This window comes from Paracoccus marcusii (genome assembly GCF_028621715.1).
Taxonomy (GTDB): Bacteria; Pseudomonadota; Alphaproteobacteria; order Rhodobacterales; family Rhodobacteraceae; genus Paracoccus; species Paracoccus marcusii.
In genome coordinates this window covers 2,547,797-2,573,232 of record NZ_CP117466.1, presented here as the reverse complement: position 1 = coordinate 2,573,232, position 25,436 = coordinate 2,547,797, and the positions used below count along the sequence as shown (strand labels likewise).

Sequence of the window (25,436 nt, the reverse complement as noted above, 5' to 3'; positions counted from 1 at the left end):
TTCCGAGCCGGTCGCGACAGCGCAGCCTTGTGAAACAATATTTCGCGATGCTATGACGTCTGCGACGAAAGATCACCAGACCGGGGGGCATCAGAGCCATGAAGATTGGCGCAACGAGGGAAAGCTTTGAAGGCGAGGCGCGGGTGGCGATCACGCCATCCACCGCCGCGCATCTGGGCAAGCTGGGGCATGACGTGTTCGTGGAAAGCGGCGCGGGCGCGCGCGCGGGTTTCGCTGACGACGACTATCGCGGCGCCGGCGTGACGGTCTGCCAGACCGCGGCTGAGCTGATCGATGCGGTGGACGTGGTGGCCAAGGTGCGCCAGCCGACCACGGCCGAGATCGGCCAGATGAAGGCGGGGCAGACGCTGATCTCGTTCTTCTATCCGGCGCAGAACGCCGAACTGCTGGCGCAGGCCAAGGACCAGGGCATCACCGCGATCGCCATGGACATGGTGCCGCGCATCAGCCGCGCGCAGAAGATGGACGCGCTGTCGTCGATGGCCAACATCGCGGGCTATCGCGCCGTCATCGAGGCGGCGAACAACTTTGGCCGCTTCTTCACCGGACAGGTGACGGCGGCAGGCAAGGTCCCGCCGGCCAAGGTGCTGGTCGTGGGGGCAGGGGTCGCGGGTCTTGCGGCCATCGGCACCTCGGTCAGCCTTGGCGCGCAGGTCCATGCCTTTGACGTCCGCCCCGAAGTGGCCGAACAGATCGAATCGATGGGTGCCGAGTTCGTCTATCTGGACTTCGACGCGCCCGCGCAGGACGGCGCCGCCACGGGCGGCTATGCCGCGCCGTCGAGCCCCGAGTTTCGTGAGAAGCAGCTGGCCCGGTTCCGCGAGCTGGCACCCCAGATGGACATCGTCATCACCACGGCGCTGATCCCCGGCCGCGACGCGCCCAAGCTGTGGACCGCCGACATGGTGGCCATGATGAAGCAGGGCAGCGTCATCATCGATCTGGCGGCCGAAAAGGGCGGCAACTGCGAGCTGACCGTGCCGGACGAACGCATCGTCACCGACAACGGCGTGGTCATCGTCGGCTATACCGACTTTCCGTCGCGCATGGGCGCGCAGGCCTCCGAGCTGTACGGCAACAACATCCGCCATTTCGTGGCCGACCTGACGCCCAAGAAGGATGGCGTCATCGTCCACAACATGGAGGACGACGTCATCCGCGGCGCGACGGTCGTGCATGACCACGACGTGACCTGGCCGCCCCCGCCGCCCAAGGTCGCCGCCATTGCCGCGCAGAAGCCCAAGGAGAAGAAGAAGGAGCTGACCCCCGACGAACGCCGCGCCGCCGACGCCGCGGCCTTCAAGGCCGAGACCGCCAGCCAGATCAAGCTTCTGCTGGGCGGTGGCCTGGTCGTGCTGCTGATTGGGCTGATCGCCCCCGCCAGCTTCATGTCGCACTTCATCGTCTTCGTGCTGGCCTGTTTCGTGGGCTTCCGGGTGATCTGGAACGTGGCGCATTCGCTGCACACGCCGCTGATGGCCATCACGAACGCGATCAGTTCGATCATCATCTTGGGCGCGCTGATGCAGATCGGGTCGGGATCGGCCTGGGTCGTGATCCTGGGCGCGCTGGCCGTGCTGATGGCATCGGTCAACATCTTTGGTGGCTTCATGGTCACCCGGCGCATGCTTGCCATGTTCCAGAAGTCGTAAGGGGTCGGGACAATGGAATACGGATTCACCACTGCGGCCTATGTGGTCGCCTCGGTCCTGTTCATCCTGTCGCTTGGCGGGCTGTCGGGACAGGAAAGCGCCAAACGCGCGATCTGGTACGGCATCGTCGGCATGGGCCTTGCGGTCGTGGCGACGCTGTTCGGGCCGGGTGCGGGCAACTGGCTGCTGTCGCTGATCATGATCGCCATCGGCGGCACCGGCGGCTGGCTGGTCGCCAAGCGCGTGCAGATGACCGAGATGCCCCAGCTGGTCGCGGCAATGCATTCGCTGGTCGGTCTGGCCGCGGTCTTTGTCGGCTTCAACGCCCAGATCGAGCTGTCGCGCGTCCTGCGCCTGCGTGCCGAAGGGTTCGAGGCCGAACTGACCGGTTTTGCGGCCCTGCTTGCCCACAAGACCGCCCCCGAGATCGCCATGCTGAAGATCGAGGTCTTCCTGGGCATCTTTATCGGCGCGGTGACCTTTACCGGGTCGGTCGTGGCCTTTGGCAAGCTGGCGGGCCGTGTCGACGGCAAGCCCAAGAAGCTGCCGGGCGGCCACATGCTGAACGCGGGTGCGCTGGCGCTGTCGCTGCTGATCGGGGTGCTGTATTTCACCGGCGTCGGTCCGGCGGTGTTCTGGCTGATCTTGGTGACGCTGCTGGCGTTCTTCATCGGCTATCACCTGATCATGGGCATCGGCGGCGCGGACATGCCGGTCGTGGTGTCGATGCTGAACAGCTATTCCGGTTGGGCGGCGGCGATGATCGGCTTTACCCTGTCGAACGATCTGCTGATCGTGACGGGCGCGCTGGTCGGATCGTCGGGTGCTATCCTGTCCTACATCATGTGCAAGGCGATGAACCGGAACTTCGTCAGCGTGATCCTGGGCGGTTTCGGCGGAGAGACCGGCCCCGCAGCCGAGATCGAGGGCGAGCAGATCGCCATCGATGCGGACGGCGTGGCATCCGCGCTGAACGAGGCGGACAGCGTCGTGATCGTGCCGGGCTATGGCATGGCGGTCGCGCAGGCGCAGGGTGCGGTCAGCGAACTGACGCGCAAACTGCGCGCGGCGGGCAAGACGGTGCGTTTTGCCATCCACCCCGTAGCGGGGCGTCTGCCGGGCCACATGAACGTGCTGCTGGCCGAGGCCAAGGTCCCCTATGACATCGTGCTGGAGATGGACGAGATCAACGAGGATTTCCCCTCGACCGACGTCGTCATCATCATCGGGTCGAATGACATCGTGAACCCCGCGGCCCAAGACGATCCGAACAGCCCCATCGCCGGCATGCCGGTGCTGGAGGTGTGGCGCGCCAAGCAGGTCTTCGTGTCCAAGCGCGGGCAGGGCACCGGCTATAGCGGCATCGAGAACCCGCTGTTCTTCAAGGAGAACACCCGGATGTTCTATGGCGACGCCAAGGACAGCATCAACAAGCTACTGCCCATGATCGACTGATCCGGCGCAATCGTGCCACGGACGCCCGCCGGTTCACAGCCGGCGGGCGTTCCCACTTGTGCCGCCTGTCGCGGTGGTCTTGAAATGGGGCAGGGGCCGTTGCCCCGTCTTCAGGAGCGGCAGATGAACCCGGCCACAGAACATCCCCTGCGTTATGCGCTGGTCAACGAACTGCATGCCCGGCCCTCGCCGCGGATCACCGCGCCGGCGACCGCGGTCTTCGTGGCGTTCAAGGAACCGCGCGACGCCGCCAACCGCGACCGGGGGCAGGATCTGGCGCATCTGGGCGAGCTGGTCAGCCGCCATGGCGGTCCACGCCCCGATCCCGATGACAGCCACTATCAGGGCCAGCTTGGCCGTCACGAACTGAAATGGGAGAGCCACACCGAGTTCGTGACCTACATGGCGATGACGCCGGGTCTTCCGATCCGTCCGTTCGACCCGTCGGCGGCGGCGATCTTTCCCGACGCCTGGCAGCACGCCGCGCCGGGCAAGCGCGTCGCGGCGGTGATGATCCAGGTCGACCTGCTGCCCGATGACCCGGCCGAGGCGCTGGCCCGCATCGACGGCTGGTTCGCGCGCGACAGCCTGGCCGCGATCTGGGTGCTGGACGAGACCGCGATGGTCGCGGGTGATTTCCGCATCGACGCGGATGGCTGGATGCGGTTCGCGATCTTCGTGCGGCCCGGCACGTCGGACGGCCGCATCGGGCGCCTGGTGCATCGCCTGGTCGAGCTGGAGACCTATCGCGCTATGTCGATGCTGGGCCTTGGGCGCGCGCGCGGTCTGGGCAACCGCCTGAACGAACTGGAGCCGCGCCTAACCGCGATCCTGGAATCGATGACCGACGACGCGCAGCCCGCAGAACAGCTGCTGCATGACCTGCTGGCGGTCTCGACCCAGCTGGAGGCGCAGGCCGTTCTGCATTCCTTCCGGTTCGGTGCCAACAGCGCCTATGAGGCGATCGTGCATGACCGGATCGCCGCCCTGCGGGAGACGCGGTTTCTGGACCGCCAGATGCTGACCGAATTCATGCGCAGGCGGTACCAGCCGGCCATGCGCACCGCGAAATCGGCGGAACGGCGGCTGGCCACGATGCTTGAACGCACAGCCCGCGCGGCCGAGCTGCTGCGCACGCGTGTCGACGTGGAACGTAGCGCCCAGAACCAGAAGATCATGCACCGCATGGACCGCCGCGCCGACATGCAGCTGCGGCTGCAGCACACGGTCGAGGGGCTGTCGGTCGTCGCCATCAGCTATTACGCGGTGGGCCTGCTGAGCTATGCGCTGGCGCCGCTGGCGGGGCGCGCGGGGCTGGACAAGACGCTGGTCGTCGCCGTGCTGACGCCCCTGACGGTGCTGGGCGTCTGGTGGGCGATGCGCCGGGTGCGCGCGCAGTTCCACGACCCTGGCAGCGACGATTTGTGACTTGTGGCACCTGCTGCGGGGGGCGATACATCGGGCCTGACCCATGAAGGACCACGACCGATGCGCCTGACCCTTGCCCTTCTGGCAACCCTGACCCTGACTGCCTGCGGCGTGCCCTTCGTTCCCCTGATCTGACGAGGTATCCATGTCCAAGACGCTGACGATGTACGGCCTTGCCCATTGTTCGACCTGCCAGAAGGCGCAGGCCGACCTGCAGGACAACGGATGGACGGTACAGTTCCGCGATGTCCAGAAGGAGCCGCTGTCCGCGGAGGAACGCGCGGCCCTTGTCGCGCAGTTCGGTGACAAGATCATCAACCGCGCCAGCCTGACATGGCGCGGCATGTCCGACGACGAGCGGGCGGCCGATCCGGTCGCCATGATGGGCGAAAAGCCAAGCGTGATGAAGCGCCCGGCGATTCGCGCCGATGATCTTTCCGGACTTGGTTGGACCGCAAATGTCAAGCGGTCATTTGGCGTGCCTGCCTGACGACACGGGGCAGGGCAGGGGCATTGCCCTGCCCGGTCTAGCCCTTGCGGCTGGCCAGCGACGCAATCAACGGCCGCACGCCGCTGAGGTCGTACCCGGCGGCGTCGGCCGTCTTCAGGATCTCATCCTCGGGCATGCGCCCGGCCTGCGTCAGCGCCCACAGGACCGTGCTGCGGTTGCCGGACCGACAATATGCGATCACCGGCCCCTGTCCCACGGTCGCCGTCCCGAAATCCGCGATCAGTTGCGGCGTGATCTGGCCCGGGTGGAACGGCAGGTAATGATAGCGCATTCCGGCAGCCTCTGCCGCCTGTGCCATCGCGTCGTGATCGATCTCGGCCTCGACCTCCTCGTCGGGGCGGTTGTTGACCAGGACCTTGAACCCCGCATCGGCCAAGGCCGGGACATCCTCGGGCAGGATCTGCGGAGAGACGGCGAGGTTGGGGCTGATTTGGCGCAGATCCATCATGGGGCCTTTCGTGCACGGGTCCGCCCCGAAGTGGCGTCTTTCGTCGCCGGTTGTCAAGCCGGCTGCCTAGAGCGCCATCGCCTGACCCACCAGACCCGGCAGATCGTCAAAGCGATCGAAGGCCGCGTGATGCGGCAGATCGGCGATGGGCGTCATGCGATAGCCGCCCGAATAGATCAGGAACGGCACTGGCACCGCCGCCGCGCAATTCGCGTCAAATTCACTGTCACCGACATAGAGCGCACGGGGGGCATTCCCCTCCACGCCCAGCATCTGCAGGGCCAGGCGCAAGGGCGCGGGGTCGGGCTTGCGCTGCGGCAGGCTGTCCCCTCCGACAACGACAGGGAACAGACGATCCAGCGCGAAATGCTGCAACACGCTGCGCGTCGGGCCCATCGGCTTGTTGGTGCAGATGCCCAAGGGATGACCTGCATCGGCCAGCCGCCCCACAGCCTCAATCACGCCTGGAAACAGGCGCGTCAGGGCCGTGGCATCGTGATAGCGCGCCATGAAGGCCGCGATCAGCGCGGGCCGATGCATCGGCTCGATACCGCAGGCGGCGATGATCCGGGTCCACAGAAGCTCGACACCGCCACCGATGAAGCTGCGCACCCGCGCCAGGGGCAGCGGTGCGATCTGATGCTGGCGCAGGACCGCGTTCACGCAGGCGTGAATGTCGGGCGCGCTGTCGATCAGCGTGCCGTCCAGGTCGAATACGATCGGGCAGGGTCTGTCCATGGTCATGCGGCCTTCCATTTGATCGAGCATCCCATTGATGCGACCTGATCGCGCGGACCTTGCCCGGTTTCCGCGATCTGCACCATGGCCAGATACAGGTCGCGGCGGGCGTCCGTCGCTGCCGCCGTGCGGGTCGAGGCATCCAGTCGACCGCGATACTGCAGCCGACCGTCGGCGGAATAGCCGAAAAAGTCAGGCGTGCATTCGGCGCCATAGGCCCGTGCGACCGACTGATCCGCATCATACAGGTAGGGAAAGCGAAAACCGTTCCGCTGCGCCAAGTCCTTCATATGCGCCGGGCTATCCTCCGGATAGGCCGCGACGTCGTTCGAAGATATGGCGACGACGCCGATACCGTGGTCCATCAGCGCATGCGCATCGCGGACAATGCGGTCCAGGATCGACCTGACATAGGGGCAATGGTTGCAGATGAACATCACCAGCGTCCCACACGATCCGGCGACCTGCGAAAGCGTCACGACGCTTCCGTCCGTATCGCGCAGCGCAAAGTCGTGCCAAGGCGTATCGAAATCGCAGACAGGTGGCGATACGGCCATATGATCCTCCGATCCATTTTACGGAACCTTGGAAGATGTGTGCCATAGGGACAAGTGGTGAAAAAGTTGAAAGGCTAACCAGAAAGACATTTTTGGTACATAATACAGATTATCAGAAAAATGTTCCCCCTGCTTTCGAATGCCTTTCTACAGCAATCCCGGAACCTGTGACCGTTGGTTTGCGTCTGTTTGACAGAACCTGACATCAAAGGACATTCATCATGAAATATGTGGCTGTGGGATTGTGCGGTGCGATGCTGGCTCTTTCGGCATGCGGGACGACGGTTGGCGAGCGCGCTGCGACCGGCGGTCTTGGCGGTGCGGCCGTGGCGGGTCCGGCCGGCGCGGTTGTCGGCGGAACCGTGGGTGCGGTCAGCGCGACGCAGTAACCCTTAATAAGATTAATCGTGGCGGCCGCGTTTCTCTGGAACGCGGCCGTTTTCGTGCCGGTCTTGCAGCCTTTGCCGGCATCCCCTACATCATGTGTGACAAAGACAAGGATCCGCCCATGGCCATGGAAGCGCATGATATCGAGGCCCTTCTGCGGGTCTCTTTTCCCCAGGCAAAGATCACGATCACTGATCTGGCCGGTGATGGAAACCACTATGCCGCCGAAGTTATCGACGAAAGCTTTCGCGGGCTGAACCGCGTGCAGCAACAGCGCGCCGTCTATGCCGCCCTTCAGGGCAAGATGGACGGCCCTGCCGGAGAGTTGCATGCGCTTGCCCTGACCACCAAGGCGCCTGACTGACGCGCCCCCTGCCCCATTACAAGGATTGCCGATATGAGCGACGCGAACACGCGCATCCAGGACATGATCGACCGCAACGACGTGGTCCTGTTCATGAAAGGCACGCCCGAGATGCCCCAATGCGGTTTTTCGAGCAGAGTTGCCGGCGTTCTGAATTATATGGGCGTGCCCTACGAGGGCGTGAACGTATTGTCGGACGCTGACATCCGCCAAGGGATCAAGGATTTCTCCGACTGGCCCACCATTCCCCAGCTTTACGTCAAGGGTGAGTTCGTAGGTGGCTGCGACATCATCACCGAGATGACATTGTCAGGAGAACTTGATCAGCTGCTGGAAAAAAAGGGCGTCGCGTTCGACAAGGATGCAGCCAACAAGATCCGGGAGGCAAATGCCTGATCTGGAACAAAAAAAAGGGCGCCGAGGCGCCCTTTTTTACATCATGTCGTCGGGATCGTAATCCATCCTGTCGTGTCGACGTTCCTGCATTGCTGCGGCCAACGTGACACCGACAGCGAACGCTCCAACCAGCTTGGTCATCGTCCCAGCATTGCTGTCGGTCGCTTGGCGTAACTGATGCGCGCCGTTTTGAAACGACTGCTTTGCAGCATTAACGTTGGAAGACGTCAGACCCGCAGCGCGAGCGGTATTGCGGACGCTGCCGAACAGCTTTTCTTCGGCATCAGAAGCAAGTTTGGTCGCGCGAGAGCCAGCCTGATCCATCAGCGAATGTGCCTTCGCTTCGGCCAGTTCGACAATTCGCGTCGCTTCCGCCCGCGCACGAGTCGCCGCCGCATCGGTCGCCAGAGAAACCCGAGCTTCGACCTCACGTTTCAGATCATCAGTTGTCGGCATAGTGTGCTTGCGCTTTGCCGCCATGGCCAGAAGGATGATCATCAGCACGATCAAACCTCCGCCGATGGTCAACGACGCCAAGGTAGAGCCCCAATCCAAATCGTTGGCAAGCCACGACCACAGGGCAGCTGTCAAGAACCCGCCAGCCATCAGTCCGACCATTCCGGCGACGGCCTTCATGGCCGTGCGCCGGACCGTGTCGCCGACAGCTTCCTGAACGCGTCGGGCGAAATCGAACATATGCCCGACCTCAGCGACGCGAGATCAGAAGACCGACCAGGAAGCCGACACCGGCCGCGATACCCAAGGCCTGCGCCGGGTTGCGGCGAACCATCTCGGACACTTCATCATAACGCTCTTCAGCGTAGTGAGCGACTTCGGTCGCCTTCTGCTGGCCTGCTTCGTACAGGCGCTCTGCCTCCAGACGCGCGCGGTCGGCATATTCCTGACCGGTCTCACGGGCACGCTCGGCATAGTACTTGCCCGTTTCGACGGCATCATCGGCCAGTGCTGCGCCACGCTCTTTCAGGCGTGCCGCACCCGAATTGTCGGACAGTTCGCGCGCGGTGTCACGAACGTCGTCCGCAATCTTGCGGGCACCATCCTTCAGGTCGCCGTGGGCTTCGTTCGCAGCCGAACGGGCGTCGCGTTTGATGTCGTCAGCAGTGGGGTTATGTGCCATGGTAATGTCCTTTCATCGGCGTCTTGTCACCGTCGATGGACAAACCGTCACAAGGTCTGGATTGTTCCCGCACTGCAGCAAAATCTTTGCCAGTGCTGAACGCGAAAGGGCGTGGTAGGGGCGGCCGGACTCGAACCGGCACTCATTGCTGAAACGGATTTTGAATCCGTCGCGTCTACCATTCCGCCACGCCCCCGGACTGGTCCCGGCGCCCTTTCGGCGGCGGTCCGTGCGGACCGTTGGGCTTGGCGTAAATCCAGTCGCGACGATTTGCAAGGGGCGGCGTGCGCCCCCTGCCCCGCGGCCTCAGGCGCGACCCAGCTTGACCAGTCGGGCGTCGCGAAGCTGCGCGAAGTCATCGCCCGCATGATACGACGACCGGGTCAGTGGCGTCGCCGACACCATCAGGAAACCCTTGCCATAGGCGGCCTTCTCATAGCCCGCAAATTCTTCGGGCGTGACGAAGCGGTCGACGCGATGGTGCTTGGGGCTGGGCTGCAGATACTGGCCGATGGTGATGAAGTCGATGTCTGCCGCACGCATGTCGTCCATGACCTGCAGCACGCCTTGGCGATCCTCTCCCAATCCGACCATGATGCCGGATTTGGTGAACATCGACGGGTCCAGTTCCTTGACCCGCTGCAGCAGGCGCAGCGAATGGAAATAGCGGGCGCCGGGACGGACCTCCGGGTACAGGCCCGGCACCGTTTCAAGGTTGTGGTTGAACACATCGGGACGCGCCTCGACCACGGTCTCCAAGGCGCCAGGCTTTGACTTCAGAAAGTCGGGCACCAGCACCTCGATCGTGGAGGTCGGAGAGCGGTGGCGAATCGCCCGGATGGTCTGGGCGAAATGCTCGGCCCCGCCATCGTCCAGGTCGTCGCGATCGACGCTGGTGATCACGACGTGTTTCAGGCCCAGCTTCTGCACGGCATGGGCGACGCGGCCGGGTTCGAACGTGTCCAGCGACTGCGGCTTACCCGTCGCGACGTTGCAGAAGGTGCAGCCGCGGGTGCAGATCTCGCCCATGATCATCATGGTGGCGTGGCCCTGGCTCCAGCATTCACCGACATTGGGACAGCCGGCCTCCTCGCAGACGGTCGACAGACGGTTCTCGCGCAGCAGGTCGCGCGTCTGCTTGTACCCCGCAGAGGTGGGCGCCTTGACGCGAATCCAGTCCGGCTTCTTGGGCTGGGCCTGATCGGGTCGGTGCGCCTTTTCCGGGTGGCGCTGATCCGGGATCCTGAGGTCGCGCAAGGTCATGGTCCTTTCGGTCGCGGTTCGGGCAGAAATAGGGGCTTTGCAACGATTTGGCAACGCATCCCCTGCCCCTGCGTCCACATGGCTGCCTTGCGATCAGCCCAGATCAAGCAGCGGTCGCGCCGCCGCGGTCAGCAGGCGGGCCAGATCGTCGAACCAGCCCTGCCCCGGAGTCGATGCGCGACGCATCAGCATGACCTGCCGCGCGGGCTGGGGGTCGGGAAACCTGACGGCCGTCAGGCCGGGTGCCGCGGCCAGCTCCTGCCGGCGGGCGATCTCGGGCAGGAAGGTCAGGCCCATGCCCTGCGCGGCAAGGCGGCACAGGGTCGACAGCGACGCGGCCCCCAGGTCCAGCCGCGCCGCGCGGCGGTTCAGCCCGCAGACCTCCAGGGCCTGGTCGCCAAGGCAATGCCCCTCATCCAATAACAGAAGTTGGCCGGGATCCAGTGCGTCAGGAGACAGCGGTCGGCTGCGCAGATCGGAGATTCGTGCAGCGCTGCCGGCCAGCAGAAAGCGGTCGGCAAACAGCGGTACAGCCTGCAGGCCCGGCCCCTCGGGCGGGCTGGCGACGACGATGGCATCCAGCCGCCCCGCCTGCAGTTCGTCCAGCAGGCGGTCGGTCTGCGCCTCGCGCAGATGCAGGTCGCGCCCGATGTCGCGCGCCCGCAAAAGGGGCAGCGCCTCGGGCAGCAGATAGGGCGCGACGGTGGGGATCATGCCCAGCATCAACCGACCGCCCTGCCCCGGCTGCCGCAGGTCCTGTTCCAGATCGGTCATCGCGGCCATGACCCGTTGGGCGTGGTCCTGCAGCGCGCGGCCCTGCGGGGTCAGGACGACACCCTGCGGGGTGCGTTCGACCAGACGGGCGCCGATCTCCTCCTCCAGCGCGCGGATCTGCATGGACAGCGCGGGTTGCGTGACGTTGATCGATTCGGCAGCGCGTGTGAAATGGGTGTGCTGCGCCAAGGACAGGAAATAGCGCAACTGGCGCAGGGTGATATTCATAAGGGGGCCTGATCAACGACGCGCGGTCAACGCCCACCATCTTATCGACCAGCCCCCGTCTGCGGCAATGACCTTCAGCCGATCAGCCGCGATCCCTTGCCGTAGGTTTCCTCATAGTGCCGCTCCAGCCGCATCAGGGCCAGACGCAGGACGATCTTTCCAGACCGTGCGGACCAGCCAAGACGCCGCTCCGTCATCTCGATCCCCTCCAAAAAGCAGCACACCCGTAGCACGATGTCGCCCATGCCCGGCCCCAGGTCGCGCAGCGCGACGGCCACCCGGTCGCGGGCCGATTCCGATCCGCCGCGATAACCACCGCCACCGCGCGACACGTCGATCCCCGAGGTCATGAAGCCATCCCAGTTCTGCGTTACCCGCGGACCCATCTGCGCCAGTTCGAAATCCTCGCGCAGGCGTTCGCCCGCCGTGACCATGCCCGGCGTCAGGAACGCCTGCCCATCATGGTCACGCCGCCGCGCCAGCACCAGAAGCGGGCTTTCCGCGATGTTCACCCGGGTCTGGCGGCGGCGGCCATCCTCGGGATCGTCGATGACGCGATCCTCCCACACCCGGTGACGGTCGCCGTGGTCAAAGGCCGCCTGGGCCTCGGCCATGCCGTGGACGGGCTGGGCGTCCTCGTGGACCGGGTGGGCGTCCGCAAACGACGATGGCCCCGGCACGGCGCTGCGCTGGCGGGGCGACCGCAGCATCTGGCGCAGGGCCTCGCGCCCTGCCGGCGCGATGACATAGCGCTGGATGCGCCCCCCGCCCCGCGTCTGCACGACCCATCCCTTCAGCGCCATCATCTCTGCCAGGGCGCGTTCCAGGACGGCGGTGCGGATATCGTCGCGCGTGACGATCGCCTTGTCCATGCCGGGGGCCGATGCCATGCACGCACCCGGCTCTGCCAGCCGGCGCAGCACGCGCAGGGCCTGACGCTCATCAGGCGCATTGGCCCCCTCGGGCCGCGGGGCCAGCGCGGCATCCACCAGCGGATCGTCGCGGCGCGCCTCGAACCGGCGGATACGGCGGAGGATGGTCGAGGCATGAACACCGGCCTCGCGCGCCAGGGCACGGATCGTCACCCCCTGGTCGACATGGCGCAGGTAAAGGCGCGCGTCCTCGCTCAGGTCGTCTTGCGCGCAGGTCTGCCCTTGCACCTGCGCACGGTGCTCCGCGATGCCCGTGTGGATTGCGAAATCACCGGTCAATATGGTCATGTCAGGTCCCTTGTCGTCCTCGGGCAGCCCGGCAGTAGACTACCCTGGGTTGAAATCTTTCCCTGTGGTTAACAGGGTGTTTCTGCACATAGCCGCAACATTCCCTAACAATTCCTAAAGAAACCTTGCTCCACCGCGCGCTGCGGCAGGGCTTTTGGCAACACACCTCAAGGTTGTGTGAAGGTGACCCCGTGGCAAACGCAAAGGATCAGCCCCATGACCGCAGTCTCGAACGTGATCGTTTTTCGCCCCCGCCCGACGAATCAGGGCCTGCGCCGTCCCGGAACGCTGATCCGGGCCGCCCGCGAAGGTCAGAAGACCTGGAAGCGCGATCGCGACCTGCCCCGCCTGCTGCGCAGCGACCGCTGCCCCGCGCCGGGTGCCGTCCTGTCCCGCCTGCGGGCCGAGGAGCAGATCCAGAACGACATGCGCGTGACCCAGGCTGCCGAATACGACCTGCGCCGCCACGTCCTGCTGGTCATCGCCATCCTGGCAGAGATGCGTGCCGCGATCGACGCCGCGCCGATGCCGGCCACGGCCATCGCGCTGTGACCATCAGCGCTTCTTGATCAGGGAACCCAGAACGCCCCGGACCAGCGCCTGCCCGGTCCGGGTCCCCAACTGCCGGGCAAGGCTCTTGCCAAAGGTCTGCACGATGCTGTCGGACCGCCCGCGTGGCGCAGCCTTCTCGCGTGCCGGCGCCTGATATGGTCGCCCCCGTCCCGCACCGGCGGGCATGTCGAACAACCCATCGTCATCCGTCTTCGCACTGGCTGCCTGGGCTGCGGCCTGTGTCTTGCGTGCCAGCATCTCGTGCGCGGAATCGCGATCCAGGGCGGTGTCGTATTTCGGCCCCATCGGGGACGTGGCCCGGATCGCCGCGCGCTCCTGATCCGTGATCGGGCCGACCTGACTGAACGGCGGCCGGATCAGCGTCCGCTGCGCGATGCCCGGCACACCCTTCGGCTGCAAGAACGAGGTCACGGCCTCGCCCGTCCCCACCTGCTGGATCGTCTCGGCGATGTCGAAATCGGGGTTGGTCCGATAGTTCTGCGCCGCATCGCGCAGGGCCTTCTGATCCTTGGCGGTGAACGCCCGCAGCGCGTGCTGAACCCGGTTGCCCAATTGGCCAAGCACCGCTTCGGGAATGTCGGCGGGGTTCTGGGTGACGAACCAGATGCTGACGCCTTTCGACCGGATCAATCGTGCCACCCGCTCGACCTTTTCGATCAGGGCCTTCGGCGCGTCGTCGAACAGCAGATGCGCCTCGTCAAAGAAGAACGCGACGCGGGGCTTGTCCGGATCGCCCACTTCGGGCAGCTGCTCGAACAACTCCGACAGCAGCCACAGCAGGAATGTCGCGTACAGCCGGGGTGCGTTCATCAGGCGCTCTGCCGACAGGATGCTGATGACGCCGCGCCCGTCCGCGTCCTGACGGATGATGTCGGTCAGCGCCAGCGCCGGCTCGCCGAACAGGTTCGCTCCACCCTCGGTCTCCAGCACCAGCAGCGCGCGCTGGATCGCGCCCACGCTGGCGGTGCTGACATTGCCATAGCGCGTCGACAGGTCGGCGGCGTTCTGTGCGACCCAGACAAGCATCGACTGCAGGTCCTTGAGGTCCAGAAGCGGCAGCCCCTCCTCGTCGGCGACGCGGAAGGCGATCGCCATGACGCCCTCCTGCGCCTCCGTCAGGTCCAGCAGGCGCGACAGCAGCAGCGGTCCCATCTCGGCCGGCGTGGTGCGGACGGGATGGCCGTGCTGTCCCCAGACATCCCAGAATGTCACCGGATAGGATGCATAGGTCAGATCGATCCCGATCTGACCGGCCCTCGCAAGGAAAGGCTCGTGCAGCTTGCCTTGATCCGATCCCGCCTTGGCCAGCCCCGCCAGGTCGCCCTTCACATCCGCCAGGAACACCGGAACGCCCGCAGCCGACAGGCTTTCCGCCAAGGTCTGCAGGGTGACGGTCTTGCCCGTCCCCGTCGCACCCGCGACCAGCCCGTGCCGGTTTGCCAGCTTCAGCAGCATCGTCTCGGGGGTCGCGTATCCGGCGCCGGCGCCGCCCACGAAGATCGTTCCTGCATCCAGGTCCAGAACCGAGCCCATCGCATCCCCCACCAACAAATTGCGCAACGCACGCCTTGAAAAGACAATTTTAACGCTTTCATGGCAAGGTGAAGTTGTCCGGATCGCAGCCGTGACCCGGACCTTCCTCCCTGTTGGACTGCCGCGCCCTCGGGCGCGGCTTTTTTTTATGTGATCGGGGGAAAATCCATAGACCGTTGACGGATCACGCCAACGCGATTAGCGTGCGTCTCAATGATGACCGGCCAGTCCGGCAGGGAGAATAACGCAACGCGTCGGGGGCCGTGGTGGAAGCCACGGCCTTTCGCGTCAATTCATGACGCGTGTCCGGCCGGTTCGGTTCCCACGCAACTTCTTCAATGCGCAATCCTGTGCGATGTCCCGACCTCAAGGGTTGGTGACAGGGCGTGTCGTGGCAGGGGACTGACAAGGCCCCGGCGCCGTGCTAGATCAGCCGCAATGCGTTGAGCAAAAGAAAGAAAGATTGATGTTCATCAGACATTCGCACGCGCTGTTCGCCGCCCTCGCCCTGATCACCGGGCCCGCATTTGCCCAGGACACCCCTGCGCCGGCCACGCCCGAAACGCCCGCGGCGGAAGCCCCCGCCGCCGATGCGCCCGCGACCGGCGCACCGGCCGCAGATGCCCCTGCCGCAGACGCGCCGGCCACCGCACCTGCCGATGCAGAGACGCCAGCCGCGCCCGCCGATGCCCCCGCGGCCGAAAACGCGCCCGCGGGTCAGCCCGCGCGCGATCCGAACGGACCTGGCAGCTATTACGCCAAGTCCGAGCATGGCGATTGGACCATCCGCTGCATCCGCGCCGATCAGGGCAAGGATCCGTGCGAGATGTACAAGCTGCTGACCGATGCCGACGACAACCCGGTTGCCGAACTGACCATGGTTCCGCTATCGAATGGCGACGTCGCCGCCGGCGCCACCCTGGTTGCACCGCTGGAGACGGACCTGATCGACGGCCTTGGCTTCCAGATCGGATCGGGCGAGATGCGCGGCTATCCGTTTAGCTTCTGCGCGCCGGTCGGCTGCGTCGCGCGCCTTGGCTTCACCAATCAGGAACTGGCAAGCATGAAGGCCGGCAGCACCGCGGCCGTGCAGCTGCTGCCCTTCGGTGGAGACCCGGATTCGCCGGTCCAGCTGAGCATGTCGCTGACCGGCTTCACCGCCGCGTTCGATGAACTGGCCGCCTATGCCGCCGCACCCGCGCCCGCCCCGGCCGCCGATGCAGAACCGGCAGAGGATGCCCCCGCCGAGGACGAACCGGCCGAGTGATCGCCCCTGCCATCGCATGAACGGAAAAGGCCGCGTCCCCTAGACGCGGCCTTTTTCATGTGTCCCGCATGACGATCAGACGCGGCGCAGGGCGATGACCGCGTTCAGTCCGCCAAAGGCGAAGGCATTGGACAGGACGGCATCGACCCGTGCCTCACGGGCCTCGTTGGGAACGACGTCCAGCGCACATTCGGGGTCGGCCTCCTGATAGCCGATCGTGGGCGCGATCACCCCGTCGCGCAGCGCCATGATGCAGGCCAGCAGTTCGACCGCGCCGGTGCCGCCGATCAGATGGCCGTGCATCGACTTGGTCGACGACATCATCAGCCGGTCCGCGTGATGGCCAAAGGCATGGGCGACCGCCGCACATTCCGTCTTGTCATTCGCGGCGGTGCCCGTTCCGTGGGCATTGATATAGCCGATATCCTCGCGGTTCAGGCCGGCATCGACCATCGCCCCGGTGATCGCGCGCTCGGCCCCCTGGGCCGATGGCATGACGATGTCCTGCGCATCCGACGACATGGCAAAGCCCACGACCTCGGCCAGGATCTCGGCGCCACGCGCCCGGGCGTGTTCGAAATCCTCGAAGACGAAGACGCCCGCGCCTTCGCCCTGGACCATGCCGTTGCGGTTGGCGCTGAAGGGGCGGCACGCGTCCTTGGACATCACGCGCAGCCCCTCCCATGCCTTGACGCCGCCAAAGCACAGCATCGCATCGGACCCGCCCGACAGCATGACGTCGGCCGCGCCCGACCGCACCATCTGGAACGCCAGGCCCATTGCGTGATTGCTGCTGGCGCAGGCGGTGGCGACGGTGAAGGCGGGGCCGCGCAGGCCGAATTCCATGCTGACATGGCTGGCCGCGGCATTGTTCATCAGCTTGGGCACCACGAATGGATGGACGCGGTTCTTCCCCTCCTCATAGACGGCGCGATAGTTCTCGTCCCAGGTGTTCAGGCCACCGCCGGCCGTTCCCAGGATGACCCCCGACCGCAGGCCAAGCGCGCCCTGAAAATGCAGGCCCGACTGCTCGACCGCCTGCTTGGCGGCCAGCAGGGTGAACTGGGTGAACTTGTCATAGAGCAGGATCTGCTGGCGGTTGAAATAGGTCTCGGGCGTCCAGTCGTGGACCTGTCCGCCGATCTGGATCGACAGGCGATCGACATCGCGAAAATCCAGCTGCGTGATCCCGCAGCGACCCTCGCGGAACGCCTCCAGGGTGGTGGCGACATCGTGGCCAAGCGCGTTGATCGTGCCGGCGCCGGTGATCACCACACGGCGAAGCCCGCCGCGGCCGGTCGTCTCGGCCGCAGGCCGGATCGCGGGTGCCGCGCGGCCTGCATCGATCAGCGCCTCGTCCACGGGGGCAGTCATTCCGCCTTTTCCGCGACCAGCCGATGCACCGCGGCGATGATCGTGCCCATGTTCGAGATGTCGAAGTCGGACTTCTCGGGCTCGTTCGCGTTGAACGGGATCGAGATGTCGAACTCTTCCTCGATGGCAAAGATCGATTCGACCAGGCCCAGACTGTCGATGCCCAGTTCGGCGGGGGTCGCGTCATCGGTGATCTGGTCGGGTTCCAGCATCGCCTGCTCCGCGATGATGGCCCGAATGCGCTGCGTGATGTCGTCTGTCATGTCGCCTCCTGTTCAGCCCTTTTCCAACAGGCGTGTAACGGTTTCCTGAAGCTTGGACAGCTGTTGTGCGAAACGCGGCAGCCGCCGCATGGCCTTCTGGATCTCCAGCTGGGTCTCCATCTTGACCGCGGGGTTGCCCAGGATCACCCGGCCTGCCGGCACGCGGGTGAAGATCTTGGCGGCACCGCCCGCAATGACGTCGTCCCCGATCTGGATGTTGTCGTTGACGCCCACCTGCCCGGCCAGCACGACCCTGTCGCCGATCACCGACGATCCGGCCACGCCCACCTGGCTGCACAGCAGGCAGTCACGGCCCACGACGACGTTGTGGCCCAGCATCACAAGGTTGTCGATCTTGGTGCCGTCGCCCACGCGGGTCGACCGGATCGTGCCGCGGTCGATGGTGGCGTTCGCGCCGATCTCGACGTCATGACCCAGCTCGACCGCGCCAAGCGAATGGATGCGCGTCCAGTGCTGCTGGTTGACCGCGGCACGGGCGCCCAGGGTGCGGCGGATCTCCTCGATCCCCGACTCCTCGGGGGTGACGAAGGAAAACCCGTCGCCGCCGATGGACGCGCCCGGCTGCACGATCAGACGGTCGCCCGCGGTCACGTCATGGCCGATCCGCACGCCCGGATGGATCAATGCCTGATCGCCGATGCGGGCGCCGCGACCGATGCTGACATGCGCCCCGATGCGGGCGCCCTGTCCGATCCGCACATGCGCACCGATGACGACAAAGGGCGCGATGGCCGCGCCGTCGCCGATCGTGGCCGTGGGGTCGATGACCGCAGTCGGATGGATGCCCGGCGCGATGTCCGGGCCGCGGTCGAAAGCCCGCGTCAGACCGGCCATGACCAGTCGCGGGCGGGGGGCAAAGATGGCGGCCTTCAGGCCATAGGCCTCGGGGTCCATCCCTTCGGCAAGGATGGCGATGCTGCCGGGCTTCAACGCCTCGGCGTATTTGGGCGCCATGGCCATGGCCAGCGTGCCGCCATCCGCGTCGACCGGACCGACCGCCGCGGGTTCCGCCGCACCCGTCACGCGGATCGACTGGTCGCCCCAGCATTGCGCGTCCAGAGCCCGCGCCAGCTCACCCATCGTCAGGACCATGGCCCCCCCTTTCGCGCAAGGACTTAGCCTGTTTGCAAGGCTGCTTCCAGTGCCCGCGTTCCGGGGCGGGTCACAACCCCGGGTTCAGGTCCGCGACCATGGCGGGCGCCGCCGCGCCAAAGCCCTGGGCCTGCAGCGCCTCCCATATGCGGGCGTCGCGGCCATAGATGTCGTCGAACAGCCGGATGCGCCCATCCGGGCCGGGCCAGGCGGTGAAATAGACCAGATGCACGGGAACCGGCGGCGTCAGCTTCAGCCAGGTCTCGCGTTCCCGGTCGCGGGCGCGCTGGAACATGGCAGCCGGATCGTCGGTCTGGCGCGACAGCAGCGCGCGGGCCAGATCGACCGGATCGCCGATGCGGATGCAGCCATTCGATTCCGCCCGCACCCGGTTCGCAAACAGGTGCTTGGACGGCGTGTCGTGCAGATAGATGTTCCAGGGGTTGGGGAAGATGAACTTGACCACGCCAAGGGCATTGTCGTCGCTTGGCTTCTGGCGCAGCCTGAACGGAAAGCTGGCGGCGCTATAGCGGCCAAAATCGATGCCGTCCCGCGCCAGCACCCGCCCCGCGCCATCCACCACGTCCAGATGCGACAGCGCATGGCGGTTCGCCTGCAGGCGGGGCAGATAGTCGCGAACGGCGATGGACCGCGGCACGTTCCAGCTGGGATTGACCACGACATTGGCCATCATCTCGGAAAATTCGGGCGTGCGCATCTCGGGCGTGTCCTTGCCCATGACGCTGCGGGTGCGGAACACCTCGGCCCCGTCTTCCACGATGGTCGTGCTGAATTCCGGGATGTTCACCCAGACATGGCGGCTGTCCAGATCCTCGGACGCCATCCAGCGCATCCGCTCCATCGCCACCAGGATCGCGCGTTGCCGCGCGTCCTGTCCGGTGCCGCCATCGCCGTTCAGTGCCGCGATGGTCCGCGGGCCCGCGACGCCGTCATCCGGCAAGCCGGCCGCACGCTGATAATCGGCGACCGCCCGCGCAAGGGCATCGTCATACAGCGTGGCATCCGGCGCATCGGCGACAAATCCGATGGCCGCCAGGCGCGTGCGCAGGTCGGCGATCGCCGCGGCCCTTTGGCCTGGCCGCCAGACACCGGTCGCAATCCTTGGTAGGCTCTGCGGCACCAACAGATCGGCCGGCCCGAACAGCGCCTGTTGCAGCGCAAGATAGGCCGGATGGTCCGGTCCGGCCCCGGCAAGGACCGCCGCAGGATCCGCCGCCGCCTCGAACCGCGCCAGCAGCGGGACCACCGCGGTCCGCACGGGCTGTCGCTTGATCTCGGGGTCGACGCGCGTCGGGTTCAGCACGCCGCCGGTCAGATCGCGCAGCAGGCGTGACAGGGAATGGGCATGGGCGATCTCGGCCGCAAGTCCTTCGGTCGCCGTCAGGCGGTCGGGCTGGTATCGGGCAACGGGGATGCCATGGCGCGGGGCGTTCCCGATCGCGTCCCGCAAAGCGAGTCGCCGGGCCTCTCCCTCGGGGCCAAGGAAGATCGGGCGCAACCCGTTGCTGCCATAGAACGAGGCAAGATCGGCGTCGTCCGACACTGCCAGCGCCAAGGCCATCTGTTGCGGCGTGAAGTCCAGCCGTGGCGCCGCGGCCACGCTCACGGCAGCGAGAGGTTCGCGTGCGCCGGACACAACGGGAAGCCAGCCGACGACCCCCGCCAGTGTCAGCGCCAGCACGCCCCGGACCATTCGAACCGCCATCTGAACCTCCGAAATTCTGCCCGTATTGTCCCACGGCCGCCGTGCGCGCGCCACACCCCACGCATCTGTTTGTGCAGTGGAAAAGCAGTGGTTGCCAAAACGCCACAGCGCCGCCGCCGATGTGCAACATTACCCGTTTTAGGCGAAATCTTGCCGAAATTCGGGTTAGGATCGGCCATCCCGGCAGAATCCGTTTCGTCGCGCACGCGCTTTTGACATATTGTTAATCAGGTCGGGGATAAACCACGACAGGCCGCGACGTGTCGCCGGCTTAAAAAAACGAAGCAGGACAGGCGATCTGACATGACAATGGACATTATCTCCCGTCGCGGCATCTTGGGTGTGTTCGCGGCAACCAGTGTTGCGGCGACCCCGGTGATGGCGAATGCCTTCGGATTTTTGCGCGGCAACGCGGGCGACATGCGGCGGGTCAAGATGTACAACGGCCGGACCGGCGAGAGCATCGACACGGTCTATTGGGTCGACGGAAAATACATCCGCGAGGCCCTGAACGAGATCAACGTGTTCATGCGCGACTGGCGCACCGGCGAGGTGATCGGCATCGACCCGCGGATGATCGACGTGGCGGCCGCATCCTCGCGCCTGCTGCAGACCAACGAACCGTACATGATGCTGTCGGGATACCGCTCGCCCCGCACCAACGCGATGCTGCGGCGCCAGTCCAGCGGCGTGGCGCAGAACTCGCTGCACCTGACGGGCAAGGCGGCCGACCTGCGGCTGAAGTCGCGCTCGGTCGGGCAGATGTACCAGGCTGCCGTGGCCTGCCGCGCCGGTGGCGTGGGACGCTACAGCCGGTCGAACTTCGTGCACATGGATTGCGGTCCCGTCCGCACCTGGGGCAGCTGATTTCAGACGACCTTTTCGCAAGGCGCAAACGCCCTCTGCCACCCGCAGACGGCGTTTTCCGCATTTTTCGGGCTTGCCGCCGCAACGCTGGCTTGCGACGCTGGCCGGAACAACAAGACAAGATCGGACCTGCATGAGCCCCCTCGAGACGCGCCGTTTCAAAACCGCCAAGAAAATCCAGGCCGCAGCCATCGAACTGGCCGTCCGCGACGGTCTTCCCAATGTCACGACCGAGGCGATCGCCCGACATGCGGGCATCAGCACGCGGACCTTCTTCAACTACTACCCCTACAAGGAGGCGGCCCTGATGGGTCCGCCGCCCGACTATCCGCCCGAGGCGTCCGAGATCTTCATCGCGGGCAAGGGTCGCCTGATCGAGGATCTGGGCCTGCTGATCGAGGCGCATCTGGCCCGATATCTGAACGAACGCGAACTGATCGGCGCGATGCTGGCCCTGTCCGACAAAGACCCCAAGCTGGAGGCGCTGCGCAACAGCGCCATGCTGGCGCGCCGTGCGCAGATGCGTACGCTGCTGCATCGGCGGATGCCCGGGTCGGACGAACGCGTGATCGAGATCCTGGCCGCCGCCATCATCGCCGCGACGAACGCCGCGACCAAGGATTGGGTGTCGGGCGCGCGCGAGGATTTCATCGCCGCAGCGCATGAGAACCTGTCGCTGATCCTGACGGCGGCCGAAATGCTGGACAAGCCCAGCTAGGGCGTCAGCAGCTTTCGGTACAGATCGTCCAGGAATGCCGCGCCCTCGGCCACGGGGTCGCGGCCGTCGCCCAGAACGGCGCGGACCTGCGTCTCGAAATCGGCATAGTGCTGGGTCATCGACCAGATCGAGAAGATCAGGTGGCGCGGCTCGACCCGCGCCAGCAGCCCTTGGTCCATCCATCCTTCCAGAACCGCGACCGTCCGGTCGACGATCTGTCGCAGATCGCCGCCCAGGATTTCGGTCAGATGCGGCGCACCCTGCAGGATCTCATGGGCGAACAGGCGGCTTTCGCGGGGATAGTCCTGCGACATGGACAGCTTGGCCTGCACATAGCGCAGCACCTCGGCCAGCGGCTCTCCGTCGGGGTCGATCTGGCGCATGGGCGCCAGCCACATCTCCAGCAGGGTCGTCAGCAGCGCCTTGTGGATTTCGTCCTTGGAGCCGAAATAGTACAGCACGTTCGGCTTGGACAGGCCCGCCGCCCGCGCGATCTGGTCGATGGTCGCGCCGCGCAATCCGTTGGCCGAAAACGCCTCCAACGCCCCGTTCAGGATCAGCTCCCTGTTTTTCTGCTGAATCCGGGTCATCTGGGGCATGCTGGTCTCTGTCATCGAAGCTCCGGCTCTGGCATGATCCGATTTTGGGCAGATCGGTCGGAATTGTCATCCGGCTTGTCAGGACGCTTGACTGCCCCCTGCCCCGTGCTAGCCTGATCCTGACCGTTTGGTCAATAATCCGTGAGGACGATGCCCATGCCGCTTGACCGCAAGCCTGCCCCGAATGACCTGCGCGCCTTCTGGATGCCCTATACCGCGAACCGTCAGTTCAAGTCGGCGCCGCGGATGTTGGTTGCGTCCAAGGACATGCATTACACGGCCGCAGACGGTCGCCAGATCCTGGACGGGACGGCAGGCCTGTGGTGCTGCAACGCCGGCCACTGCCGCCCCAGGATCACCGAGGCCGTCCAGAACCAGGTCGGAGAGCTGGATTATGCCCCCGCCTTCCAGATGGGCCATCCGCTGGCGTTCGAGCTGGCCAACCGCATCGTGGACATCGCGCCCGATGGGATGGACCATGTCTTCTACACGAATTCGGGCAGCGAGGCCGTCGATACCGCGCTGAAGATCGCGCTGGCCTATCACCGGGCGCGGGGCGACGCGGCCCGCACGCGGTTGATCGGGCGCGAGCGGGGCTATCACGGCGTGGGCTTCGGCGGGATCTCGGTCGGGGGCATCGTTAACAACCGCCGCCATTTCGGCACCCTGCTGGCTGGCGTCGACCACATGCCCCATACCCATCTGCCCGAGAACGTCTTCACCAAAGGGCAGCCGGAACATGGCGCCAACCTGGCCGACGAGCTGGAGCGCATCGTGGCCCTGCACGGAGCCGAGACGATCGCCGCCGTCATCGTCGAGCCGATGGCCGGGTCGACCGGCGTCCTGATGCCGCCCAAGGGCTATCTGGAAAAGCTGCGCGCGATCACGAAAAAGCACGGCATCCTGCTGATCTTCGACGAGGTGATCACGGGTTTCGGACGCTTGGGTAGCCCCTTCGCGGCCCAGCATTTCGGCGTTGTCCCCGACATGATCACCTGCGCCAAGGGCCTGACCAACGGCGTGATCCCGATGGGCGCAGTCCTGGCCACCGCGGAAATCTATGACGCGTTCATGCAGGGCCCCGAGCACATCATCGAACTGTTCCACGGCTATACCTATTCTGGGAACCCGATCAGCTGCGCGGCGGCCATCGCCACGCTGGACACCTATGCCGAAGAAGGTCTGTTGACGCGCGCCGCGTCGCTGGAAACCTATTGGCAAGAGGCGATCCACGGGCTGCGGGACCATCCGAACGTGATCGACATCCGCAACATGGGCCTGATTGGCGCTGTGGAGCTGGCGCCGATCGAGGGTCAGCCGGGCAAGCGCGCCTTCGACATCTTCGTGCGCGCGTTCGAGGCAGGCATCCTGATCCGCGTGACAGGCGACATCATCGCCATGTCGCCGCCCCTGATCATCAGCGAGGCGCAGATCGATCATCTGATCGGCACGCTTGGCGAGGTGCTGAAGACCGCCGCGTAAGCGGCCAAACCCATCCAGCCGACCCCGCGACAGAACGGGGCGGTCCGACAGGAAGGACTGCGAATGAGCGACGCAAGTGGCGTGATGACGGCTGCGAACATGACCGTCGATGGCGATCGGCTGTGGGATAGTCTGGACCAGATGGCCCAGATCGGCCCCGGCATCGCGGGGGGCTGCAATCGCCAGACCCTGACCGATGCCGATGCCGAGGGACGTAGCCTTTTCCAGCGCTGGTGCGAAGAAGCCGGCATGACGATGGGCGTCGACCGGATGGGCAGCATGTTCATGCGCCATGAGGGAGTCGAGCCCGATCTGGACCCCGTCTATATCGGCAGCCACCTGGACACGCAGCCGACCGGCGGGCGCTATGACGGGGTACTGGGCGTCCTTGCCGGGCTGGAGGTGATCCGGTCGATCCGGGACCTGGGCATCCGCACGCGCCGCCCCATCGTGGTGACGAACTGGACCAACGAGGAGGGCGCGCGTTTCGCGCCCGCCATGTTGGCGTCGGGCGTCTTTGCGGGCGTCTTGACAGAGGATTACGCCAACAGCCGGCAGGATGCCGATGGCAAGCGTTTCGGCGACGAGTTGGACAGGATCGGCTGGCGCGGAACCGAAGCGCCGGGCGACCGCAAGATCCACGCGATGTTCGAACTGCATATCGAACAGGGCCCGATCCTTGAGGCAGAGGGCAAGCAGATCGGCGTGGTCACCCATGGCCAAGGGCTGTGGTGGCTGCAGGTGACGCTGACCGGTAAGGACGCCCATACGGGCAGCACGCCCATGGCGATGCGCGTGAATGCGGGCCTTGGCATGGCGCGGATCATAGAGGCGGTGCATCGCATCGCGATGGACCACCAGCCGGATGCGGTCGGTGCCGTCGGCCAAGCCAACCTTTTCCCGAACAGCCGCAATGTCATTCCGGGAAAGGCGGTGTTCTGCATTGATTTCCGGTCGCCCGATCTGGAGAAGCTGACGTCGATGCGGTCGAGGTTGGAAGCGGAGGCCGCTGAAATTGCCGCGGAACTGGGGCTGGGAATCGAGATTGAGCCGGTCGGGCATTTCGACCCGGTGACCTTTGATCCCGACCTGGTCGGCAAGGTGCGCGGCGCGGCCGAGAAGCTGGGATATAGCCACATGGATATCGTGTCGGGCGCGGGGCATGACGCCTGCTGGATTGCCAAGGTTGCGCCGACAGTGATGATCATGTGCCCCTGCGAAGGCGGGCTGAGCCACAACGAGGCCGAGGCGATCACGCCGGACTGGGCGCGTGCGGGATGCGACGTGCTGCTGCACGCGGTGCTGGACGCGGCTGAGATCGTCCGCTGACGCGGACCGCGG

27 protein-coding genes and 1 tRNA gene are annotated in these 25,436 nt (G+C 65.6%); 13 read left to right on the top strand and 15 right to left on the bottom strand.

Going from position 1 to position 25,436, the window contains the following annotated elements; all coding sequences use genetic code 11:
* The first annotated feature begins 98 nt into the window (after window positions 1-98).
* From PRL19_RS12740 to PRL19_RS12725, 4 genes are all read left to right on the top strand, one after another.
* A complete protein-coding gene (locus tag PRL19_RS12740; RefSeq protein ID WP_273743188.1) occupies window positions 99-1,673 on the top strand; it encodes a Re/Si-specific NAD(P)(+) transhydrogenase subunit alpha in 1,575 nt (524 codons plus the stop codon).
* Between the two features lie 12 nt (window positions 1,674-1,685).
* Complete coding sequence (locus PRL19_RS12735; RefSeq protein ID WP_045980869.1) at window positions 1,686-3,128, top strand: NAD(P)(+) transhydrogenase (Re/Si-specific) subunit beta; 1,443 nt, start codon at window positions 1,686-1,688, stop codon at window positions 3,126-3,128.
* 123 nt (window positions 3,129-3,251) lie between these two features.
* Window positions 3,252-4,556: a DUF3422 family protein gene (locus tag PRL19_RS12730; protein ID WP_273743187.1), complete on the top strand. Its 1,305-nt coding sequence runs from the start codon at window positions 3,252-3,254 to the stop codon at window positions 4,554-4,556.
* A 145-nt stretch (window positions 4,557-4,701) separates the two neighbouring features.
* On the top strand, window positions 4,702-5,046 hold the full coding sequence (locus PRL19_RS12725) for an arsenate reductase family protein (RefSeq protein WP_246071275.1): 345 nt from the start codon (window positions 4,702-4,704) through the stop codon (window positions 5,044-5,046).
* Between the two features lie 37 nt (window positions 5,047-5,083).
* Here the strand turns inward: PRL19_RS12725 and PRL19_RS12720 are convergent, their stop codons facing one another.
* The 3 genes from PRL19_RS12720 to PRL19_RS12710 form a co-directional block, all read right to left on the bottom strand.
* Window positions 5,084-5,515, bottom strand: a complete 432-nt coding sequence (locus tag PRL19_RS12720) for a protein tyrosine phosphatase family protein (protein ID WP_337960259.1) — start codon at window positions 5,513-5,515, stop codon at window positions 5,084-5,086.
* 66 nt (window positions 5,516-5,581) lie between these two features.
* Entirely contained in the window at window positions 5,582-6,259 is a 678-nt protein-coding gene (gene gph / locus PRL19_RS12715; RefSeq protein WP_273743186.1) for a phosphoglycolate phosphatase, read from the bottom strand.
* Window positions 6,256-6,810 carry a thioredoxin family protein gene (locus PRL19_RS12710; RefSeq protein ID WP_273743185.1) on the bottom strand — a complete coding sequence of 185 codons (555 nt, stop codon included), beginning with the start codon at window positions 6,808-6,810 and terminating at the stop codon, window positions 6,256-6,258. Before PRL19_RS12710 ends, gph begins: the two co-directional genes overlap by 4 nt.
* Window positions 6,811-7,031: 221 nt before the next feature.
* Here PRL19_RS12710 and PRL19_RS12705 point away from each other — a divergent pair, with 221 nt between their 5' ends.
* From PRL19_RS12705 to grxD, 3 genes are all read left to right on the top strand, one after another.
* Window positions 7,032-7,199: a hypothetical protein gene (locus tag PRL19_RS12705; RefSeq protein ID WP_176695092.1), complete on the top strand. Its 168-nt coding sequence runs from the start codon at window positions 7,032-7,034 to the stop codon at window positions 7,197-7,199.
* A 119-nt stretch (window positions 7,200-7,318) separates the two neighbouring features.
* Window positions 7,319-7,561, top strand: a complete 243-nt coding sequence (locus PRL19_RS12700) for a BolA/IbaG family iron-sulfur metabolism protein (RefSeq protein ID WP_045999221.1) — start codon at window positions 7,319-7,321, stop codon at window positions 7,559-7,561.
* Between the two features lie 33 nt (window positions 7,562-7,594).
* Entirely contained in the window at window positions 7,595-7,957 is a 363-nt protein-coding gene (grxD, locus tag PRL19_RS12695; RefSeq protein WP_045999222.1) for a Grx4 family monothiol glutaredoxin, read from the top strand.
* Between the two features lie 36 nt (window positions 7,958-7,993).
* Here grxD and PRL19_RS12690 read toward each other — a convergent pair whose 3' ends face one another.
* From PRL19_RS12690 to PRL19_RS12665, 6 genes are all read right to left on the bottom strand, one after another.
* Window positions 7,994-8,653 (bottom strand): phage holin family protein, encoded by a 660-nt coding sequence (locus PRL19_RS12690; RefSeq protein WP_273743184.1) that lies wholly within the window; start codon window positions 8,651-8,653, stop codon window positions 7,994-7,996.
* A gap of 10 nt (window positions 8,654-8,663) precedes the next feature.
* Window positions 8,664-9,095, bottom strand: a complete 432-nt coding sequence (locus tag PRL19_RS12685) for an ElaB/YgaM/YqjD family protein (RefSeq protein WP_045980861.1) — start codon at window positions 9,093-9,095, stop codon at window positions 8,664-8,666.
* A gap of 112 nt (window positions 9,096-9,207) precedes the next feature.
* Window positions 9,208-9,291, bottom strand: a tRNA-Leu gene (locus PRL19_RS12680).
* A gap of 110 nt (window positions 9,292-9,401) precedes the next feature.
* A complete protein-coding gene (lipA, locus tag PRL19_RS12675; protein WP_273743183.1) occupies window positions 9,402-10,358 on the bottom strand; it encodes a lipoyl synthase in 957 nt (318 codons plus the stop codon).
* Between the two features lie 93 nt (window positions 10,359-10,451).
* Window positions 10,452-11,360 (bottom strand): hydrogen peroxide-inducible genes activator, encoded by a 909-nt coding sequence (locus PRL19_RS12670; protein WP_273743182.1) that lies wholly within the window; start codon window positions 11,358-11,360, stop codon window positions 10,452-10,454.
* 74 nt (window positions 11,361-11,434) lie between these two features.
* The gene (locus PRL19_RS12665) at window positions 11,435-12,580 is read right to left on the bottom strand and encodes a DUF6456 domain-containing protein (RefSeq protein WP_139597611.1); all 1,146 of its coding nucleotides are present in this window, start codon (window positions 12,578-12,580) and stop codon (window positions 11,435-11,437) included.
* A 216-nt stretch (window positions 12,581-12,796) separates the two neighbouring features.
* Here PRL19_RS12665 and PRL19_RS12660 point away from each other — a divergent pair, with 216 nt between their 5' ends.
* Entirely contained in the window at window positions 12,797-13,132 is a 336-nt protein-coding gene (locus PRL19_RS12660) for a DUF6477 family protein (protein ID WP_045980859.1), read from the top strand.
* A 3-nt stretch (window positions 13,133-13,135) separates the two neighbouring features.
* Here the strand turns inward: PRL19_RS12660 and PRL19_RS12655 are convergent, their stop codons facing one another.
* Complete coding sequence (locus PRL19_RS12655) at window positions 13,136-14,686, bottom strand: helicase HerA-like domain-containing protein (RefSeq protein ID WP_273743181.1); 1,551 nt, start codon at window positions 14,684-14,686, stop codon at window positions 13,136-13,138.
* 466 nt (window positions 14,687-15,152) lie between these two features.
* Between PRL19_RS12655 and PRL19_RS12650 the strand changes: the two genes are divergently transcribed.
* Entirely contained in the window at window positions 15,153-15,953 is an 801-nt protein-coding gene (locus tag PRL19_RS12650) for an invasion associated locus B family protein (protein WP_273743180.1), read from the top strand.
* Between the two features lie 75 nt (window positions 15,954-16,028).
* Here the strand turns inward: PRL19_RS12650 and PRL19_RS12645 are convergent, their stop codons facing one another.
* The 4 genes from PRL19_RS12645 to PRL19_RS12630 form a co-directional block, all read right to left on the bottom strand.
* Window positions 16,029-17,327 carry a beta-ketoacyl-[acyl-carrier-protein] synthase family protein gene (locus PRL19_RS12645; protein ID WP_273743179.1) on the bottom strand — a complete coding sequence of 433 codons (1,299 nt, stop codon included), beginning with the start codon at window positions 17,325-17,327 and terminating at the stop codon, window positions 16,029-16,031.
* Window positions 17,324-17,590, bottom strand: a complete 267-nt coding sequence (locus tag PRL19_RS12640) for an acyl carrier protein (protein ID WP_045980857.1) — start codon at window positions 17,588-17,590, stop codon at window positions 17,324-17,326. Before PRL19_RS12640 ends, PRL19_RS12645 begins: the two co-directional genes overlap by 4 nt.
* Before the next feature lie 12 nt (window positions 17,591-17,602).
* Window positions 17,603-18,703 carry a UDP-3-O-(3-hydroxymyristoyl)glucosamine N-acyltransferase gene (locus tag PRL19_RS12635; RefSeq protein WP_045999272.1) on the bottom strand — a complete coding sequence of 367 codons (1,101 nt, stop codon included), beginning with the start codon at window positions 18,701-18,703 and terminating at the stop codon, window positions 17,603-17,605.
* A 70-nt stretch (window positions 18,704-18,773) separates the two neighbouring features.
* On the bottom strand, window positions 18,774-20,429 hold the full coding sequence (locus PRL19_RS12630) for a L,D-transpeptidase family protein (protein ID WP_273743178.1): 1,656 nt from the start codon (window positions 20,427-20,429) through the stop codon (window positions 18,774-18,776).
* A 303-nt stretch (window positions 20,430-20,732) separates the two neighbouring features.
* On the opposite strand from PRL19_RS12630, the gene mepK reads away from it, so the two are divergent.
* The gene (gene mepK / locus PRL19_RS12625; protein ID WP_045980855.1) at window positions 20,733-21,296 is read left to right on the top strand and encodes a peptidoglycan L,D-endopeptidase MepK; all 564 of its coding nucleotides are present in this window, start codon (window positions 20,733-20,735) and stop codon (window positions 21,294-21,296) included.
* Between the two features lie 133 nt (window positions 21,297-21,429).
* Window positions 21,430-22,014 carry a TetR/AcrR family transcriptional regulator gene (locus PRL19_RS12620; RefSeq protein WP_052714525.1) on the top strand — a complete coding sequence of 195 codons (585 nt, stop codon included), beginning with the start codon at window positions 21,430-21,432 and terminating at the stop codon, window positions 22,012-22,014.
* Here the strand turns inward: PRL19_RS12620 and PRL19_RS12615 are convergent.
* A complete protein-coding gene (locus PRL19_RS12615) occupies window positions 22,011-22,628 on the bottom strand; it encodes a TetR family transcriptional regulator C-terminal domain-containing protein (protein ID WP_232303252.1) in 618 nt (205 codons plus the stop codon). The genes PRL19_RS12620 and PRL19_RS12615 overlap by 4 nt on opposite strands.
* Window positions 22,629-22,769: 141 nt before the next feature.
* Here PRL19_RS12615 and aptA point away from each other — a divergent pair, with 141 nt between their 5' ends.
* Window positions 22,770-24,095 (top strand): omega-aminotransferase AptA, encoded by a 1,326-nt coding sequence (gene aptA, locus PRL19_RS12610; RefSeq protein ID WP_139597606.1) that lies wholly within the window; start codon window positions 22,770-22,772, stop codon window positions 24,093-24,095.
* 63 nt (window positions 24,096-24,158) lie between these two features.
* Complete coding sequence (locus PRL19_RS12605) at window positions 24,159-25,424, top strand: Zn-dependent hydrolase (RefSeq protein WP_420704395.1); 1,266 nt, start codon at window positions 24,159-24,161, stop codon at window positions 25,422-25,424.
* Window positions 25,425-25,436 lie beyond the last annotated feature (12 nt).

Excerpts from the sequence above, each read along its gene's own strand:
- PRL19_RS12730 (WP_273743187.1), top strand. The coding sequence starts at position 3,252 with ATGAACCCGGCCACAGAACATCCCCTGCGTTATGCGCTGGTCAACGAA.
- PRL19_RS12670 (WP_273743182.1), bottom strand. The coding sequence starts at position 11,360 with ATGAATATCACCCTGCGCCAGTTGCGCTATTTCCTGTCCTTGGCGCAG.
- PRL19_RS12700 (WP_045999221.1), top strand. The coding sequence starts at position 7,319 with ATGGCCATGGAAGCGCATGATATCGAGGCCCTTCTGCGGGTCTCTTTT.
- grxD (WP_045999222.1), top strand. The coding sequence starts at position 7,595 with ATGAGCGACGCGAACACGCGCATCCAGGACATGATCGACCGCAACGAC.
- PRL19_RS12735 (WP_045980869.1), top strand. The coding sequence starts at position 1,686 with ATGGAATACGGATTCACCACTGCGGCCTATGTGGTCGCCTCGGTCCTG.
- PRL19_RS12655 (WP_273743181.1), bottom strand. The coding sequence starts at position 14,686 with ATGGGCTCGGTTCTGGACCTGGATGCAGGAACGATCTTCGTGGGCGGC.
- PRL19_RS12630 (WP_273743178.1), bottom strand. The coding sequence starts at position 20,429 with ATGGCGGTTCGAATGGTCCGGGGCGTGCTGGCGCTGACACTGGCGGGG.
- PRL19_RS12710 (WP_273743185.1), bottom strand. The coding sequence starts at position 6,810 with ATGGCCGTATCGCCACCTGTCTGCGATTTCGATACGCCTTGGCACGAC.
- gph (WP_273743186.1), bottom strand. The coding sequence starts at position 6,259 with ATGACCATGGACAGACCCTGCCCGATCGTATTCGACCTGGACGGCACG.
- PRL19_RS12690 (WP_273743184.1), bottom strand. The coding sequence starts at position 8,653 with ATGTTCGATTTCGCCCGACGCGTTCAGGAAGCTGTCGGCGACACGGTC.
- PRL19_RS12645 (WP_273743179.1), bottom strand. The coding sequence starts at position 17,327 with ATGACTGCCCCCGTGGACGAGGCGCTGATCGATGCAGGCCGCGCGGCA.
- PRL19_RS12740 (WP_273743188.1), top strand. The coding sequence starts at position 99 with ATGAAGATTGGCGCAACGAGGGAAAGCTTTGAAGGCGAGGCGCGGGTG.
- PRL19_RS12650 (WP_273743180.1), top strand. The coding sequence starts at position 15,153 with ATGTTCATCAGACATTCGCACGCGCTGTTCGCCGCCCTCGCCCTGATC.
- lipA (WP_273743183.1), bottom strand. The coding sequence starts at position 10,358 with ATGACCTTGCGCGACCTCAGGATCCCGGATCAGCGCCACCCGGAAAAG.
- PRL19_RS12685 (WP_045980861.1), bottom strand. The coding sequence starts at position 9,095 with ATGGCACATAACCCCACTGCTGACGACATCAAACGCGACGCCCGTTCG.
- PRL19_RS12615 (WP_232303252.1), bottom strand. The coding sequence starts at position 22,628 with ATGACAGAGACCAGCATGCCCCAGATGACCCGGATTCAGCAGAAAAAC.
- PRL19_RS12660 (WP_045980859.1), top strand. The coding sequence starts at position 12,797 with ATGACCGCAGTCTCGAACGTGATCGTTTTTCGCCCCCGCCCGACGAAT.
- PRL19_RS12720 (WP_337960259.1), bottom strand. The coding sequence starts at position 5,515 with ATGATGGATCTGCGCCAAATCAGCCCCAACCTCGCCGTCTCTCCGCAG.
- PRL19_RS12665 (WP_139597611.1), bottom strand. The coding sequence starts at position 12,580 with ATGACCATATTGACCGGTGATTTCGCAATCCACACGGGCATCGCGGAG.
- PRL19_RS12705 (WP_176695092.1), top strand. The coding sequence starts at position 7,032 with ATGAAATATGTGGCTGTGGGATTGTGCGGTGCGATGCTGGCTCTTTCG.
- mepK (WP_045980855.1), top strand. The coding sequence starts at position 20,733 with ATGACAATGGACATTATCTCCCGTCGCGGCATCTTGGGTGTGTTCGCG.
- PRL19_RS12635 (WP_045999272.1), bottom strand. The coding sequence starts at position 18,703 with ATGGTCCTGACGATGGGTGAGCTGGCGCGGGCTCTGGACGCGCAATGC.
- aptA (WP_139597606.1), top strand. The coding sequence starts at position 22,770 with ATGCCGCTTGACCGCAAGCCTGCCCCGAATGACCTGCGCGCCTTCTGG.
- PRL19_RS12725 (WP_246071275.1), top strand. The coding sequence starts at position 4,702 with ATGTCCAAGACGCTGACGATGTACGGCCTTGCCCATTGTTCGACCTGC.
- PRL19_RS12620 (WP_052714525.1), top strand. The coding sequence starts at position 21,430 with ATGAGCCCCCTCGAGACGCGCCGTTTCAAAACCGCCAAGAAAATCCAG.
- PRL19_RS12640 (WP_045980857.1), bottom strand. The coding sequence starts at position 17,590 with ATGACAGACGACATCACGCAGCGCATTCGGGCCATCATCGCGGAGCAG.
- PRL19_RS12605 (WP_420704395.1), top strand. The coding sequence starts at position 24,159 with ATGAGCGACGCAAGTGGCGTGATGACGGCTGCGAACATGACCGTCGAT.